The sequence below is a fragment of the Enterobacter sp. DN genome, assembly GCF_046054285.1.
GTDB classification, from domain to species: Bacteria; Pseudomonadota; Gammaproteobacteria; order Enterobacterales; family Enterobacteriaceae; genus Enterobacter; species Enterobacter hormaechei_C.
This window is the reverse complement of sequence record NZ_JBJJTG010000006.1, coordinates 1-14,284: the sequence shown is the minus strand read 5'-3', so window position 1 is coordinate 14,284 and position 14,284 is coordinate 1. Positions and strand designations below refer to the sequence as shown.

Genomic DNA, 14,284 nt, shown 5'->3' with positions numbered 1-14,284 from the left:
TTACGCCCGTCAAATTGCTCATTGCGTGGCAATTTGGCGCAAAATACTATGTACTGACAAACAAATGGCGAGGAAGTTCGCCTTCATCGACGCGTCTGTGACGCACGCAAAAGTACAAGGCTATGGCACAAGAGATCGAATTAAAGTTTATCGTCGAAAAAGACAGCGCTGACGCGCTCCGCCAGCATCTGAATACGCTGTCCGGCGAGCACCATGAACCCGTACAGCTGCTCAACATCTATTACGAAACGCCGGACAACTGGCTGCGCAACCACGATATGGGCCTGCGCATCCGGGGTGCGAACGGGCGCTACGAGATGACGATGAAAATCGCCGGTCGCGTGGTGGGCGGTTTGCACCAGCGTCCGGAATACAATATCGACATCAGTAAGCCAGAACTTGAGCTGGATCGTTTTCCGGCGGAAGTGTGGCCGGAAGGGACGCTGCCCGCAACGCTGTCGGCAGAGACGCAACCGCTGTTCAGCACCGATTTCTGGCGCGAAAAATGGCTGGTGACGGAAGGCAAGAGCCGCATTGAGATCGCGTTCGATCGGGGTGAAATTAAGGCGGGTGAAGAGCAGGAGCCGATCTGCGAATTGGAACTCGAACTGCTGGAAGGCGAGGCGAGCGACGTGCTGAAGCTGGCGCACAAGCTGGTGAACCAGCCTGGCCTGCGTCAGGGCAGCCTGAGTAAAGCGGCACGCGGCTATCACCTGGCCGCCGGGAATGCGCCGCGCGTGCTGCGAGAAACCCCGATTCTGCGCGTTGTGCCGAAAGCCTCCGTTGAGCAGGGCATGGAAGCGGCGCTGGAGCTGGCGCTCTCTCAGTGGCAGTACCACGAGGAGCTGTGGGCGCGTAACGTGAAAAATGCCAAAAAACAGGTGCTGGCCGCTATGGGGCTGGTGCGTCATACCCTGACGCTCTTTGGCGGCATTGTACCGCGTAAAGCCAGCACTCACTTACGTGATTTGCTCACTCAAACCGAAACGCTGATGCTTTCCGACGTGTCGGCACAAACGGCGATCTACAGCCCGCAAAACGCCGGCGCGAAACTGGCGCTGACCGAGTTTCTGGTGACGCGCGGCTGGCGCACGTTCCTCGATGCGAAAGGGCAGACCAAAATCGCGGAAAACTTCAAACGTTTTGCGGATATCCACCTCTCCCGTCACGCGGCCGAGCTGAGAACCACCTTTGCGCATCCGCTGGGCGACCAGTATGGCGATCAGCTTCCCCGCCTGGCGCGTAACATCGACAGCATGTTGCTGCTGTCAGGTGCGTATGAGGGCGTGAAGGCGCAGGCCTGGCTGGAGAACTGGCAGGGGCTGAAGCATGCCATCGAGACCCGTCAGCAGATCGAAATCGAGCATTTCCGCAACGAGGCCATTTCGCAGGATCCGTACTGGCTGCACAGCGGAAAACGTTAATTCTGGCAAGGAACCCCTGATATGCCGCTTTCTTCGCAGTTACAGCAGCACTGGCAGACCGTTTGCGAACGCCTGCCTGAGTCGTTACCCGCGTCATCGTTAAGCGAGCAGGCGAAAAGCGTGCTCACGTTCAGTGATTTTGTGCAGGAGAGCGTCAGCGCCAACCCGGACTGGCTGGCAGAGCTGGAAAGCGCGCCGCCGCAGGCTGACGAGTGGCGGCATTATGCTGGCTGGCTGCAAACCGCGCTGGCAGAGGTGGCAGACGAAGCCACGCTGATGCGCGTACTGCGTCAGTTCCGCCGCCGGGTGATGGTACGCATTGCCTGGGCGCAGGCGCTGGAGCTGGTGAGCGAAGAGAGTACCTTGCAGCAGTTGAGCGAGCTGGCGCAGACGTTGATTGTCGCCGCGCGGGACTGGCTCTACGCCGCCTGCTGTAAAGAGTGGGGCACGCCGTGCAGCGAAGCCGGGGTTCCGCAACCGCTGTTGATTCTGGGGATGGGCAAGCTGGGCGGCTGCGAGCTTAATTTCTCCTCAGACATCGATCTGATTTTTGCCTGGCCGGAGAACGGCTCCACGCGCGGCGGTCGTCGCGAGCTGGACAACGCCCAGTTCTTTACTCGCCTGGGGCAGCGGCTGATTAAGGCACTGGATCAGCCCACCCAGGATGGTTTTGTCTACCGCGTGGATATGCGTTTGCGTCCGTTTGGCGACAGCGGTCCGCTGGTGCTGAGCTTTGCCGCGCTGGAAGATTATTACCAGGAGCAGGGTCGCGACTGGGAGCGTTACGCGATGGTCAAAGCGCGGATCATGGGTGACAGCGACGATGCCTGGGCCAACGAGCTGCGCGCCATGCTGCGCCCGTTTGTGTTCCGCCGCTACATCGACTTCAGCGTGATCCAGTCCCTGCGAAATATGAAAGGGATGATTGCCCGCGAGGTGCGTCGCCGTGGCCTGAAGGACAACATCAAGCTCGGCGCGGGCGGTATTCGTGAGATCGAATTTATCGTCCAGGTCTTCCAGCTGATACGCGGCGGGCGTGAACCTTCTCTGCAATCCCGCTCGCTGCTGCCGACGCTGAGCGCTATCGAGCAGCTGCATCTGCTGCCGGAAGGCGATGCGCAAACGCTGCGTGACTCTTATCTCTTCCTGCGTCGTCTGGAAAATTTGCTGCAAAGTATCAACGACGAACAGACCCAGACGTTACCGGGCGACGAGCTGAACCGGGCGCGTCTGGCCTGGGGGATGCGGGTGGATGACTGGGCGGCGCTGACGGAACGGCTGGAAGCGCAAATGGCGGGCGTGCGCCGCATCTTTAACGATCTGATCGGCGACGACGAAAGTGAATCGCAGGACGATGCGCTCTCCGAGCACTGGCGCGAGCTGTGGCAGGACGCGCTCCAGGAAGATGACACCACGCCGGTGCTGGCGCACTTAAGCGACGATGCCCGCCATCGCGTGGTGGCGCTGATTGCCGATTTCCGCTTCGAACTGAACAAACGCGCCATTGGCCCACGTGGTCGTCAGGTGCTGGATCATCTGATGCCGCATCTGCTGAGCGATGTCTGCTCCCGCGAGGATGCGCCGGTGCCGCTGTCGCGCATGATGCCGCTGCTGAGCGGGATCGTCACGCGTACCACTTACCTTGAACTGTTAAGCGAGTTTCCCGGCGCGCTGAAGCACCTGATTTCTCTCTGCGCCGCCTCGCCGATGGTGGCGAACAAGCTGGCGCGTTATCCGCTGCTGCTGGACGAACTGCTCGACCCGAATACGCTGTATCAGCCGACGGCGACGGATGCCTACCGCGACGAGCTGCGTCAGTATCTGCTGCGCGTACCGGAAGAGGACGAAGAGCAACAGCTTGAGGCGCTTCGTCAGTTTAAGCAGGCGCAGATGCTGCGCGTGGCGGCGGCAGATATCGCCGGTACCCTGCCGGTAATGAAAGTGAGCGATCACTTAACCTGGCTGGCGGAAGCGATCATCGACGCGGTTGTCCATCAGGCGTGGGTGCAGATGGTGGCCCGCTACGGGCAGCCAAAACACCTTGCAGAGCGCGAAGGCCGCGGTTTTGCGGTGGTGGGTTACGGCAAGCTGGGCGGCTGGGAGCTGGGCTACAGCTCCGATCTGGATCTGATTTTCCTCCACGACTGTCCGGCAGACGTCATGACCGACGGCGAACGTGAGATTGACGGGCGGCAGTTCTACCTGCGTCTGGCCCAGCGCATTATGCACCTGTTCAGCACCCGCACCTCATCCGGCATTCTGTATGAAGTGGATGCGCGTCTGCGCCCGTCCGGCGCGGCAGGCATGCTGGTCACCTCGACGGAGGCTTTCGCCGACTATCAGAAGAACGAAGCCTGGACGTGGGAGCATCAGGCGCTGGTGCGCGCCCGCGTGGTATACGGCGATCCGCAGCTCAAAACGCAGTTCGATGCGATCCGCAAGGCGGTCATGACGACCCCGCGCGAGGGCAGTACGCTGCAAACCGAAGTGCGGGAAATGCGGGAGAAGATGCGCGCGCACCTTGGCAACAAACATCGCGATCGCTTTGATATTAAAGCCGATGAAGGCGGCATTACCGATATCGAGTTTATCACTCAGTACCTGGTGCTGCTGCACGCGCACGATAAGCCGAAGCTGACCCGCTGGTCGGATAACGTGCGCATACTGGAACTGCTGGCACAGAACGACATTATGGATGAGCAGGAGGCGCAGGCATTAACCCGCGCCTACACCACGCTGCGTGATGAGTTGCACCATCTGGCCTTACAGGAACAGCCGGGCCATGTGGCGCTGGACTGTTTCGCCGATGAACGCGCGCAGGTGACCACAAGCTGGCAGAAGTGGCTGGTGGAACCGTGCGTAACAAAACAAGTGTGATATTATCGCGCGCAAATTGTGAATCTTTCTGGAGTCAGGAATGAAAGTAACACTGCCAGAGTTTGAACGTGCTGGAGTTATGGTTGTCGGTGATGTGATGCTGGATCGCTACTGGTATGGGCCGACCAGCCGTATCTCTCCGGAAGCGCCGGTGCCGGTAGTTAAGGTCGACACCATTGAAGAGCGTCCAGGCGGCGCGGCAAACGTGGCGATGAACATAGCCTCGCTGGGCGCGCATTCGCGTCTGGTGGGCCTGACCGGCATTGACGATGCGGCGCGTGCCCTGAGTCAGTCGCTGGCGGACGTGAACGTGAAGTGCGACTTCGTTTCTGTTCCGACCCACCCAACCATCACCAAGCTTCGCGTCCTGTCGCGTAATCAGCAGCTGATCCGCCTCGATTTCGAAGAAGGATTCGAAGGCGTTGATCCTGAGCCGCTACACGAGCGTATTAGCCAGGCGCTGGGTAATATCGGCGCGCTGGTGCTGTCTGATTATGCCAAAGGCGCGCTGGCGAGCGTGCAGACCATGATCCAGCTGGCGCGTAAAGCCAGCGTACCGGTGCTGATCGATCCGAAAGGCACCGATTTCGAGCGCTATCGCGGCGCAACCCTGCTGACGCCAAACCTCTCTGAATTCGAAGCGGTGGCGGGCAAGTGCAAAACTGAAGAAGAGCTGGTTGAGCGCGGCATGAAAATCATCGCTGATTTCGAGCTGTCTGCGCTGCTGGTGACCCGTTCCGAGCAGGGCATGACGCTGCTGCAACCGGGCAAGGCGCCGCTGCATATGCCAACCCAGGCGCAGGAAGTGTACGACGTGACCGGTGCCGGTGATACGGTGATTGGCGTGCTGGCGGCGACGCTGGCGGCGGGTAACTCCCTGGAAGAAGCGTGCTACTTCGCGAACGCCGCGGCGGGCGTGGTCGTTGGTAAACTCGGGACCTCCACCGTTTCGCCAATCGAGCTGGAAAACGCGGTGCGTGGGCGTGCGGATACCGGCTTTGGCGTCATGACCGAAGACGAGCTGAAAGTGGCCGTTGCTGCCGCGCGCAAACGCGGTGAAAAAGTGGTGATGACTAACGGCGTGTTCGACATCCTGCATGCGGGTCATGTCTCGTATCTGGCGAATGCGCGTAAGCTGGGCGATCGCCTGATTGTGGCGGTCAACAGTGATGCCTCAACCAAACGTCTGAAGGGTGAAACGCGTCCGGTGAACCCGCTGGAGCAGCGCATGATCGTGCTCGGCGCGCTGGAAGCGGTGGACTGGGTGGTCTCATTTGAAGAAGACACCCCGCAGCGCCTGATTGCCGGAATTCTGCCTGACCTGCTGGTGAAGGGCGGTGATTACAAACCAGAGCAAATCGCAGGTAGCGAAGAGGTCTGGGCAAATGGTGGTGAAGTGATGGTGCTCAACTTTGAGGACGGGTGTTCAACCACCAACATCATTAAGAAGATCCAGAAAGACAGTCAGTAAAAAACGGGCCAACAGGCCCGTTTTTTTATGTCGGGTGGCGGCTGCGCCTTACCCGACCTACGCGTTCATGTAGCCGCCACCGGGCACAGCAGGCCGCACTTATGCCTGGTCATCCACCGGTGGAATAGCTGGCGCTGGCTTCACTTCTTCCGGCGCATTGCGGCTCTCCAGCTCGCTCAGACGCTGTTCCAGCAGCGCCAGTTTCTCGCGGGTGCGCAGCAGCACCTGAGTCTGCACATCAAACTCTTCGCGGCTGACTAAATCAAGGCGAACCAACTGTGCCTGCAACGTCTGGCGGATTTTCTTCTCAACGTCATCACCAAACTCACGAATACCTTTCGGCATGGACTCATGAACCTGACGCGCGATCTGCTCAATTTTCTTTGGGTCAATCATTGTCGTTTCCCTTGATGAAAAGGTGTTAGTGCCTATTGTAGCGCGTCATGCCGTGGGTTAAACAAAATTGTTTGAAGCTTATGCATTGCCCAGGGTAATCAATAGCGTTATAGTTATCTCGCTTATTCTCAGGGCGGGGCGAAATTCCCCACCGGCGGTAAATCAGCTTAACGCTGAAAGCCCGCGAGCGCTTTGGGTGAATTCTCAAAGGTCAGCAGATCCGGTGTAATTCCGGGGCCGACGGTTAGAGTCCGGATGGGAGAGAGTAACGATCCAGTCGGGCATGGCCCGCTCACGTTATTTTTTTGCCGCTAGTACGGCGCTCCTAAGACTGCCCTGATTCTGGTAACCATAAAGTTAATGAGGTTTTTTTACCATGAATCAGACGCTACTTTCCTCTTTTGGCACTTCAACTCAACGTGTTGAACATGCACTGGATGCACTGCGCGAAGGCCGCGGTGTGATGGTGCTTGATGATGAAAACCGTGAAAACGAAGGCGACATGATTTTTGCCGCCGAGAACATGACCGTTGAGCAGATGGCGCTGACCATCCGTCACGGTAGCGGCATCGTATGCCTGTGCATCACCGAAGACCGTCGCAAGCAGCTTGATCTGCCGATGATGGTTGAAAACAACACCAGCGCCTTTGGTACCGGCTTCACCGTGACCATTGAAGCAGCGCATGGCGTAACCACCGGTGTGTCGGCGGCTGACCGCCTGACTACCGTGCGTGCAGCGATTGCTGATGGTGCGAAACCATCCGATCTGCACCGCCCTGGTCACGTCTTCCCGCTGCGCGCGCAGCCGGGCGGCGTGCTGACCCGTGGTGGTCATACCGAAGCGACCATCGATCTGGTGACGCTGGCTGGCTTCAAACCCGCAGGCGTGCTGTGCGAACTGACCAACGATGATGGCACCATGGCGCGCGCGCCGGAGTGCATCACCTTTGCGCGTCTGCACAATATGCCAGTGGTGACGATTGAAGATCTGGTTGAGTACCGCCGCGCGCACGAGCGCAAAGCCAGCTGAACATGCTGATGTGAAAAAGCCGGGGAAACCCGGCTTTGTTGTTTCTAGTGGTAGTTAATTTTGAACAGTACCACGGTTTCAAACGGCCCGGACTGAATCGCTTTCCCTTCCTCCCGTGAAAGTTCAGCCGTGTAGTTTTGCTCAACATTCATCTTATCGCCCGTAAAATCGGCGTACTCCTTGTACTGGTTAAAGGTGTAAGGCTCCGTTCCGTTAAGAATACGCAGCTTTAACCCATTCCCTATCAGTACTGCGGTGTCGTCTGCGCTAAGCGTTTCGGTTGTGTAAAACGACGAGTCCATCTTAAATCCGTCCGAGCACTGGGCATCCTGCACTTTGGTGGTTCGTATTGAAAACGTGCGCATACGCGTCTGCTGATTCACAATGTCGCGCGCGCTGAAGGCGCCGAAGTCGATCTCCTGATTTTCAGGGAAAATGCTAAACGTCGCTCCACAATCAAGCACCGTAATGTTTTGCAGTCCGTTGATGTGATACTTGAGGTTCTTCGCGTCGGCCATCTGATTAACGCCACCCTTACCGTCAAACTGCACAACGATGTAATCGCTGAGCGAACTGATATAACCATGTGGCGGCATAGCCTTAATTCGCACGAAAAGTCGTAATCGGGCGACGAACGTGCGTGAAATATGGATATCATCCGGATTGCCGGAGCAGATGCGATTCTCCCAACCCATCTGGCGGATTTGATCCGCGGTGTAAATGGTGATGTTATCGTTGTCCAGGCACTGGCGGGTATCCACGCCGTTGGGCTGGCCCGTGGCATCGTAATCTATGCCTTCATAGGTGACGCCCAGTTCATAATAGGGATCGGTTGCGGCAGGATAAGGGTTCACCCATGCAAAGACATCTTCCGGCTCAAAATTGCTCGTGACGTTGTTATCACACGTCACCGGAATTTTAATGTCATCAGACTCCCATATTTTTTGACCAACCTGAGCGTTGCTGGGTATCGCAAAAGGGGTGATCGTTTTTGTCTCCTCGACGGGGCCGCCAGATCCACCCAGATAGCAGTTAAGCGCCAGCGCATCTTTCAAAGGCAGCGCTGAAAGCAGCAGTGTAAACAGGAAACTAGCGAGCTTTTGCATCTTTATCGATTTTCCGTTCGGTAAGTTTACATAGCGCCGTTCCGGTGCACTGCACGTCGACTTTTTTTAGGGCGCCGTAATCGTCGATATAGCCGATGCTGTAATAACTACCGTGGTAATCACCGGTAGAGGCGGTTGCCGTGGCGAAAGGCGCAATCATCAGACTGTCAAAACCCGGCAGCATGGTTTTGGCATTTTTGCTCAGCCACGCCAGCGTGATGTAGTACGGCGTAGGGTTGTGGACCGTGAGTCCTTTCGCGCTGGCGGTAATTTCCATGCGCATTTCAGCCAGTTCGCCGGATTTTTTGCTAATCGCTTCCGGACGCCAGAACAGCTTGATTCGGCTCTGCATGGCAACCTGCATCACGCTGCGCTCCTCGCTGGCGCTGATGCTTTTTGGCGGTACTTCACGCAGGTTGAAATAAAACAGCGATTCCCTGTCTTTTGGCAACTGGCGGGTGGCGGCTTGTTTAACAATTCTTACCTGCGACGAGGCGCCCGCTTCGATACGTTGAATGGGGGGAAGCGCCATAAAGTGCGCATCTTCTTTATGCCCCTTTTCATCTTCAATCCAGGAGAGCGCCAGATAAGGCAGCGCCTTGCTCTGGTTGTCCACTTTCAGGCTGCTGGCCTTGTCGCTTTCTGGAAAAACAATGCGCGTGCGGTCCAGATTAATGGCCGCATGGGTGGTAAATGCTGTGCTGATTAGCATCAGGCACAGGCTTTTAATCGGCGTTAATTTCATGATGATTTCTTACTGACACGGCAGTATCAACTGCATACTGTTTTCTAAGTGAGAAGGTAACGAGAAGCGACACTGTTGGTTGTCGCCCCATGTCACGCGAAACTGCTGTTCTGGCTCAACGGCGCCGAGCCAGACGTGGCCTTCATCGGCCACCATCCCAACCTGCAAATCGTTTGCTTCCAGGCGAACAATCGCCCCGAGCGGTGGCGTTCCTGATGACATCCGCAGAACACCTGCCACGTCCCGACCTGCACGCGTGGCAATCTGACGAAAACCAATGGCCCCCTCAGTCCAGGTTGAGGTCACGACGCGGTTGTCCACGTCCACGCCATCCGGAAGGTTGTTCATATTGATCTGCACGCTGGAGGGGGAATAGCTGGAGAATGACGGTAAAACGCCGATGCCAAAACGGTTGGTCTCATCTCGCGACATGTTCAGCGGGATATTGCCTACCCCGTCGGTGCTGACCATTACGCGGGGTTCATTACCGTAGCTGCGCCGGTGCAGCGCGGCGCCTTTCACCGTTGAGGTGAAGGAACCGCTCCAGCTTGCGCTGAGGGAGTTATATTCGTCAGCTTTATAGCTGCCGGAGAGATTAAGATCGCCGTACGCAGAATAATGCTGATAATTCCCGCTGAACTGCGCCCCGGAGTCTGGCTTCCCGCTCTCCGCGCCCGCGGAAACGCCCCAGGTGTTATTGCGATCCGACGTGTCGTACCACGACACGTTATGGCTCAGCGTGTCGCGGTTACGCAGGTCATAGTTAAGTCGATGATCGGGATCGAGCGGTACGCTGAGCGAGAGATAGAACTGAGTATCGTCACTTTCGTCTTTCTCATCGTAATGCGTTTTACTCCAGGACAGGGTTACGCCAAGGTTCTTCCAGCGGCCCATATCAAAGTTGTAGCCCGCCGTGATACTGCCGGTCGTGGAGGGTGAATCATTCCACCATGTCTGACGCAGCATATTGACGTACAGGTTCAGGGATAACGCCGAAATGTACTGGCTTGCCGTCACGCTCAGGGTTTGTTTTTCCGACTGGCGGTCACCGTCGTCATAATCAAGGTAGCGGGCGTAGCTCAAAAACTGTGGATCTGAGTAGCGGTAGCTGGCGAGCGTAAGCTGACTGCCGGTGGTATCGAAACGCTTGCTGTAGTTAATGCGATAGCTGTAACCCGTCTGGCTGCGCTGGTGTGGCAGCTGGCTGGTGGCCTGCGTGACGTCAAAAGAGAGCGCCCCCAGCCAGGCCATATTCTGGCCGATTCCGGCAGCGACGGAACGATAGCGGTCGCCATCGGCCAGCGTACCGCCATACAGGGAGGTGTGCGACAGCATGCCCCAGGAAAATTCGCCGCTCATGAAGGCGTTATCTTCAACGTCATGGGAGGCGCCCTGGCGCGCTTTACCCGCCGCGAGCTTGTAGCGCACCTGACCCTTGCGCGTTAAAAATGGTACGGATTCGGCCGAGACCTGGAAGGTGCTGACGCGTCCATCCTCTTCCGTGACTTTGACGTCCAGCGTGCCCTGAACCGACTGGTTAAGATCCTGAATAACAAAAGGACCTGGCGGCACTTTACTCTGGTAAATCACGCGATTGGCAAGGCTTACGGTTACCGTGGCGTTGGTTTGCGCTATCCCGGTAATCTGCGGGGCATAGCCGCGCAGCGACCATGGCAGCATACGTTCATCGCTGATTAGCGATGCGCCGGTGTAGGTAAAGGCGTCAAAAATTGCGGACTGGAAATCCGTTTCACCCAACGTCAGTTTCGCACCGATCGAGGGCAGAGGGCGGAACATATACACGCGTGAAAAACGTCCATTATGCTCCGAGCCTGCGTCAGTATGGCTTTGCGTGTACTGGTAATCGCTGCGTAGCCGCCACGCGCCCATGTTCGCGCCGGCGGTGCCATAGGTATTGGCGTTGTCATTGTTGCTGCCGCTATTGGGCTGATAATGGCTGGCAAAAAGATTGTAATCCAGCAGTACGCCCGGCACGCCGATGTCCCAGGTGGATGGCGGCATCCAGTCAACCGCACGGTATTGCAGCCACGCCTGGGGGATGGTCACTTTCAGGGTCTGGCTGCCTTGCTCAAAAGTAAATCGGATGTCGGGTCTGGCGGAGAAATCAACGCATCCCTCTTTCTCAGGCAAAGCGTGGCGAACGTCATCCTGCAACGCAAAGGTATCGACCAGCTCGGGGGGAATACAGACCTGAACGGCGTTATTTATTTCTCGCCAGCGAAGCTGCCAGCCATTTGCCAGCGGAATATCATTGACGGCAACCGTAACGAAATAGCTTCCCGGCGTAACCGATATTTGATCTTTAAACAGTGATAAATCGACGCTGCCGCGCTGATCTTTATCGATGGCGTTTATATTAAACTCGGTGGCAGAGGCAACTTTCGTCATTAACAGGGACGCAATGATGATTATCCATTGTAATTTGTATGTCATCATCCTGTTACTCGAGTAAATAGAGAGTGCCGACCGGTATGAATTACCAGTCGGCTGGTGCCGTGACGTAACAGAATTATTTGTACATCAGGACGTAGTTAGCCGTGGCTTCAACCTGGCCTGCCGTCGCAGTTTTACCTGTAGGGACTTCCATAACCGCTTTGAAATGCAGCGTCTGGGTGGTTGAACCCGCCAGCAACTCAACCTCGTTGGCCTCTCCCAGCGTGATAGCAGACTCCGCGTTATCCAGCAGACGCACCCCCACGTTTTGCGCACCGCTTGCATAGGTGTTGCTCATCAGGCTGGTATCCGCCGCGTCTGTCGCTGCGCTGGTAAAGGTCACATCCACTTTGGTAATTGGCGTGTCGGTCTCGTCTGCCGGATCGTCAAGCTGGCAGTTTTCCAGATTGATATCGACCGGTACCGGGGTAGATTTTTTGTTGGCGTTGATAACAGCCGTGGTCACTTCACCCAGATCGACTTCTTTATCAACGCTGTCTGGTGCGATACTGCACGGTGCGTCAATAACAATACCTTTGAATGTGATTTTTCCTGAGCCTTGATCATCTGCAAAAGCAGCACCCGATACAATGACTGCCATAGCCGTCGCTAACAGTAGTTTTTTACCCATATACATGAAAATATCCTTTTTCAGAGTGATTCATAATGTGAATATTAATTTCAGAATACTCGCGAAGTATACGAATTGGGGTGGGGAGACGCGATTAACATGACTTAAATATATTTTTAGATGGTTTTAATTAATATTTGCAGGCTATCTTAAGAGGCGTGGTTTTTCGGGATTTTAACAGGACTATATTTTTCAGGTTATTATAGGTGAAATATATAGGATTGTTTTTTTGAATAATATATAGCCTCCGTATAAAACGGAGGCATAAATTCTTAGCCAATACCGGCCGTTTGCAGCAGTACCAGACTCATCCCCATCACTGACATTCCACACAGTACGCCGTAGCTGGGGTTATTGTTGGGATCGATCTCTTTCGCCAGCGGCATCAGCTCATCGACAGAGAGCGCGACCATAATCCCGGCCACGGCAGCCATAATCGCAGCCATCACAATCGGGGAGACGAGGCTACCGAGGATCAGCCACGCCAGCACGCCGCCGAGAATTTCAGCCATCCCGGAGATACCCGCCCAAAAGACAGCCGTACGTTTTGAACCCGTGGCGGCATAAACGGGCCCGGCAACGGCAAGTCCTTCAGGAATATTGTGCAAAGCCACGGCCAGCGCCACACCAAAACCCATTTCCAGGTTGCTGCTGGCCGTGACATAGGTGGCGATACCTTCCGGAAAGTTATGCAGGCTGATACCCAGCGTCAGCAGAATGGCCGTGCGTTTGATATTGCCCGGGATGGGGGTAACGCTTTTTTGCATTAAATCCTGCGGGTGCGCGTGAGGAAGAATACGGTCAAGCGCAAAATAACCCAGCAGTCCAATGATAAACATGCCATAGCCCAGAACAGGCGACATACCTTCGGTGTGAAGCGCGGCGGGCAGCATCTCCATCAGCGAGATAAGCAGCATGATCCCGGCGGCGAAACCCAGCGAGAAGGCCAGAAGGCGATTAGAGGGTTTTTGCCCGAGTACCCCGAGGAACGCACCGATAAAGGTTGCGGCGCCCGCGAGTAAGGTCAAAATCAACGGTACTGACATGCATTCTCCTTAAGCGATATCTGACATTCAAATTTCCTGATGATGATCTTCACGGTTATCTGCGTTCATCTTCACCTGAATGCGCGTAATGTAGGCCCATCACATTGCCACCTCCTCTAAGGATATCACCATGTCTTCTTCTCGTATGCCAGCACTGTTTTTAGGCCATGGCAGCCCAATGAACGTCCTGGAAGATAACGTCTATACCCGCGCCTGGCGTCAACTGGGTGAGACGTTACCGCGTCCGAAGGCAATTGTGGTGGTCTCTGCGCACTGGTTTACCCGGGGTACCGGTGTGACGGCCATGGAAGCGCCAAAAACGATTCATGATTTTGGCGGCTTTCCGCAGGCGCTGTATGACACGCATTATCCTGCTCCGGGCTCCCCCGAGCTGGCGCAGCGGCTCGTTGATCTGCTCGCCCCTGTTCCGGTTGCGCTGGACAAAGAAGCCTGGGGCTTTGACCACGGCTCATGGGGGGTGTTGATCAAAATGTATCCGGATGCCGATATCCCGATGGTGCAACTGAGTATCGACAGCACCAAACCGGCTGCCTGGCACATGGAGATGGGGCGTAAGCTGGCTTCGCTTCGTGATGAGGGCATCATGCTGATTGCCAGTGGCAACGTGGTACACAATCTGCGTACGGTACGCTGGCACGGTGAAAATACGCCGTACCCCTGGGCAACAGCCTTTAATGACTATGTAAAAGACAACCTGACCTGGCAAGGGCCGGCCGAACGACACCCTTTGGTGAACTATCTGGATCACGACGGCGGTTCGCTCTCTAACCCGACGCCGGAACACTTCTTGCCATTGCTGTATGTACTAGGCGCGTGGGATGGTCAGGAGGTTATTACAATCCCGGTCGACGGTATTGAGATGGGGAGCTTGAGTATGCTGTCGGTGCAGGTGGGGTAAAAACATGTCGGGTGGCGGCTTCGCCTTACCCGACCTACATATTGAGCGTAGGCCCGGTAAGCGTAGGGTATGAACCGGAAACATGGGTAACACTTTAGACCGGATACATGGGTAACAGTTATAACTGGCATAGAAGAGGAGACTCGCTATGCCCTGGACTGAGACCCGACCTATGCAACGCCTTG

11 protein-coding genes and 1 riboswitch are annotated in these 14,284 nt (G+C 56.1%); of the genes, 5 read left to right on the top strand and 6 right to left on the bottom strand.

Features of this window, described 5'->3' with window-relative positions; translation table 11 throughout:
• Positions 1-122: 122 nt before the first annotated feature.
• From ACJTMZ_RS15095 to hldE, 3 genes are read left to right on the top strand one after another with little or no spacing between them, the layout of a single operon-like run.
• Entirely contained in the window at positions 123-1,424 is a 1,302-nt protein-coding gene (locus tag ACJTMZ_RS15095) for an inorganic triphosphatase (RefSeq protein WP_045327461.1), read from the top strand.
• A gap of 21 nt (positions 1,425-1,445) precedes the next feature.
• Positions 1,446-4,301 carry a bifunctional [glutamate--ammonia ligase]-adenylyl-L-tyrosine phosphorylase/[glutamate--ammonia-ligase] adenylyltransferase gene (glnE, locus tag ACJTMZ_RS15090; protein ID WP_023295459.1) on the top strand — a complete coding sequence of 952 codons (2,856 nt, stop codon included), beginning with the start codon at positions 1,446-1,448 and terminating at the stop codon, positions 4,299-4,301.
• A 40-nt stretch (positions 4,302-4,341) separates the two neighbouring features.
• Positions 4,342-5,772 carry a bifunctional D-glycero-beta-D-manno-heptose-7-phosphate kinase/D-glycero-beta-D-manno-heptose 1-phosphate adenylyltransferase HldE gene (gene hldE, locus ACJTMZ_RS15085; protein WP_015571898.1) on the top strand — a complete coding sequence of 477 codons (1,431 nt, stop codon included), beginning with the start codon at positions 4,342-4,344 and terminating at the stop codon, positions 5,770-5,772.
• A gap of 99 nt (positions 5,773-5,871) precedes the next feature.
• Here the strand turns inward: hldE and ubiK are convergent, their stop codons facing one another.
• Positions 5,872-6,168, bottom strand: a complete 297-nt coding sequence (gene ubiK / locus ACJTMZ_RS15080; protein ID WP_000566823.1) for a ubiquinone biosynthesis accessory factor UbiK — start codon at positions 6,166-6,168, stop codon at positions 5,872-5,874.
• A 120-nt stretch (positions 6,169-6,288) separates the two neighbouring features.
• Positions 6,289-6,439, top strand: a riboswitch (FMN riboswitch).
• A 105-nt stretch (positions 6,440-6,544) separates the two neighbouring features.
• On the opposite strand from ubiK, the gene ribB reads away from it, so the two are divergent.
• Positions 6,545-7,198: a 3,4-dihydroxy-2-butanone-4-phosphate synthase gene (gene ribB / locus ACJTMZ_RS15075; protein WP_015571897.1), complete on the top strand. Its 654-nt coding sequence runs from the start codon at positions 6,545-6,547 to the stop codon at positions 7,196-7,198.
• 44 nt (positions 7,199-7,242) lie between these two features.
• Here the strand turns inward: ribB and ACJTMZ_RS15070 are convergent, their stop codons facing one another.
• The 5 genes from ACJTMZ_RS15070 to zupT form a co-directional block, all read right to left on the bottom strand.
• Entirely contained in the window at positions 7,243-8,304 is a 1,062-nt protein-coding gene (locus ACJTMZ_RS15070; RefSeq protein ID WP_017384036.1) for a fimbrial protein, read from the bottom strand.
• Positions 8,288-9,049, bottom strand: a complete 762-nt coding sequence (locus tag ACJTMZ_RS15065; RefSeq protein ID WP_023295458.1) for a molecular chaperone — start codon at positions 9,047-9,049, stop codon at positions 8,288-8,290. Before ACJTMZ_RS15065 ends, ACJTMZ_RS15070 begins: the two co-directional genes overlap by 17 nt.
• Positions 9,050-9,058: 9 nt before the next feature.
• Complete coding sequence (locus ACJTMZ_RS15060; RefSeq protein ID WP_032103349.1) at positions 9,059-11,503, bottom strand: fimbria/pilus outer membrane usher protein; 2,445 nt, start codon at positions 11,501-11,503, stop codon at positions 9,059-9,061.
• A 76-nt stretch (positions 11,504-11,579) separates the two neighbouring features.
• Positions 11,580-12,140 (bottom strand): fimbrial protein, encoded by a 561-nt coding sequence (locus ACJTMZ_RS15055; RefSeq protein WP_015571893.1) that lies wholly within the window; start codon positions 12,138-12,140, stop codon positions 11,580-11,582.
• Between the two features lie 266 nt (positions 12,141-12,406).
• Positions 12,407-13,180, bottom strand: coding sequence for a zinc transporter ZupT (gene zupT / locus ACJTMZ_RS15050; protein ID WP_015571892.1), 774 nt, complete (start codon positions 13,178-13,180; stop codon positions 12,407-12,409).
• A 130-nt stretch (positions 13,181-13,310) separates the two neighbouring features.
• Here zupT and ygiD point away from each other — a divergent pair, with 130 nt between their 5' ends.
• On the top strand, positions 13,311-14,099 hold the full coding sequence (ygiD, locus tag ACJTMZ_RS15045) for a 4,5-DOPA dioxygenase extradiol (protein ID WP_017692656.1): 789 nt from the start codon (positions 13,311-13,313) through the stop codon (positions 14,097-14,099).
• Positions 14,100-14,284: the final 185 nt, after the last annotated feature.

Bases quoted from the DNA above. Each gene is read 5' to 3' on its own strand.
- zupT (WP_015571892.1), bottom strand. From the start codon at position 13,180: ATGTCAGTACCGTTGATTTTGACCTTACTCGCGGGCGCCGCAACCTTT.
- ACJTMZ_RS15070 (WP_017384036.1), bottom strand. From the start codon at position 8,304: ATGCAAAAGCTCGCTAGTTTCCTGTTTACACTGCTGCTTTCAGCGCTG.
- ACJTMZ_RS15095 (WP_045327461.1), top strand. From the start codon at position 123: ATGGCACAAGAGATCGAATTAAAGTTTATCGTCGAAAAAGACAGCGCT.
- ACJTMZ_RS15060 (WP_032103349.1), bottom strand. From the start codon at position 11,503: ATGACATACAAATTACAATGGATAATCATCATTGCGTCCCTGTTAATG.
- ACJTMZ_RS15065 (WP_023295458.1), bottom strand. From the start codon at position 9,049: ATGAAATTAACGCCGATTAAAAGCCTGTGCCTGATGCTAATCAGCACA.
- ribB (WP_015571897.1), top strand. From the start codon at position 6,545: ATGAATCAGACGCTACTTTCCTCTTTTGGCACTTCAACTCAACGTGTT.
- ubiK (WP_000566823.1), bottom strand. From the start codon at position 6,168: ATGATTGACCCAAAGAAAATTGAGCAGATCGCGCGTCAGGTTCATGAG.
- ACJTMZ_RS15055 (WP_015571893.1), bottom strand. From the start codon at position 12,140: ATGTATATGGGTAAAAAACTACTGTTAGCGACGGCTATGGCAGTCATT.
- glnE (WP_023295459.1), top strand. From the start codon at position 1,446: ATGCCGCTTTCTTCGCAGTTACAGCAGCACTGGCAGACCGTTTGCGAA.
- hldE (WP_015571898.1), top strand. From the start codon at position 4,342: ATGAAAGTAACACTGCCAGAGTTTGAACGTGCTGGAGTTATGGTTGTC.
- ygiD (WP_017692656.1), top strand. From the start codon at position 13,311: ATGTCTTCTTCTCGTATGCCAGCACTGTTTTTAGGCCATGGCAGCCCA.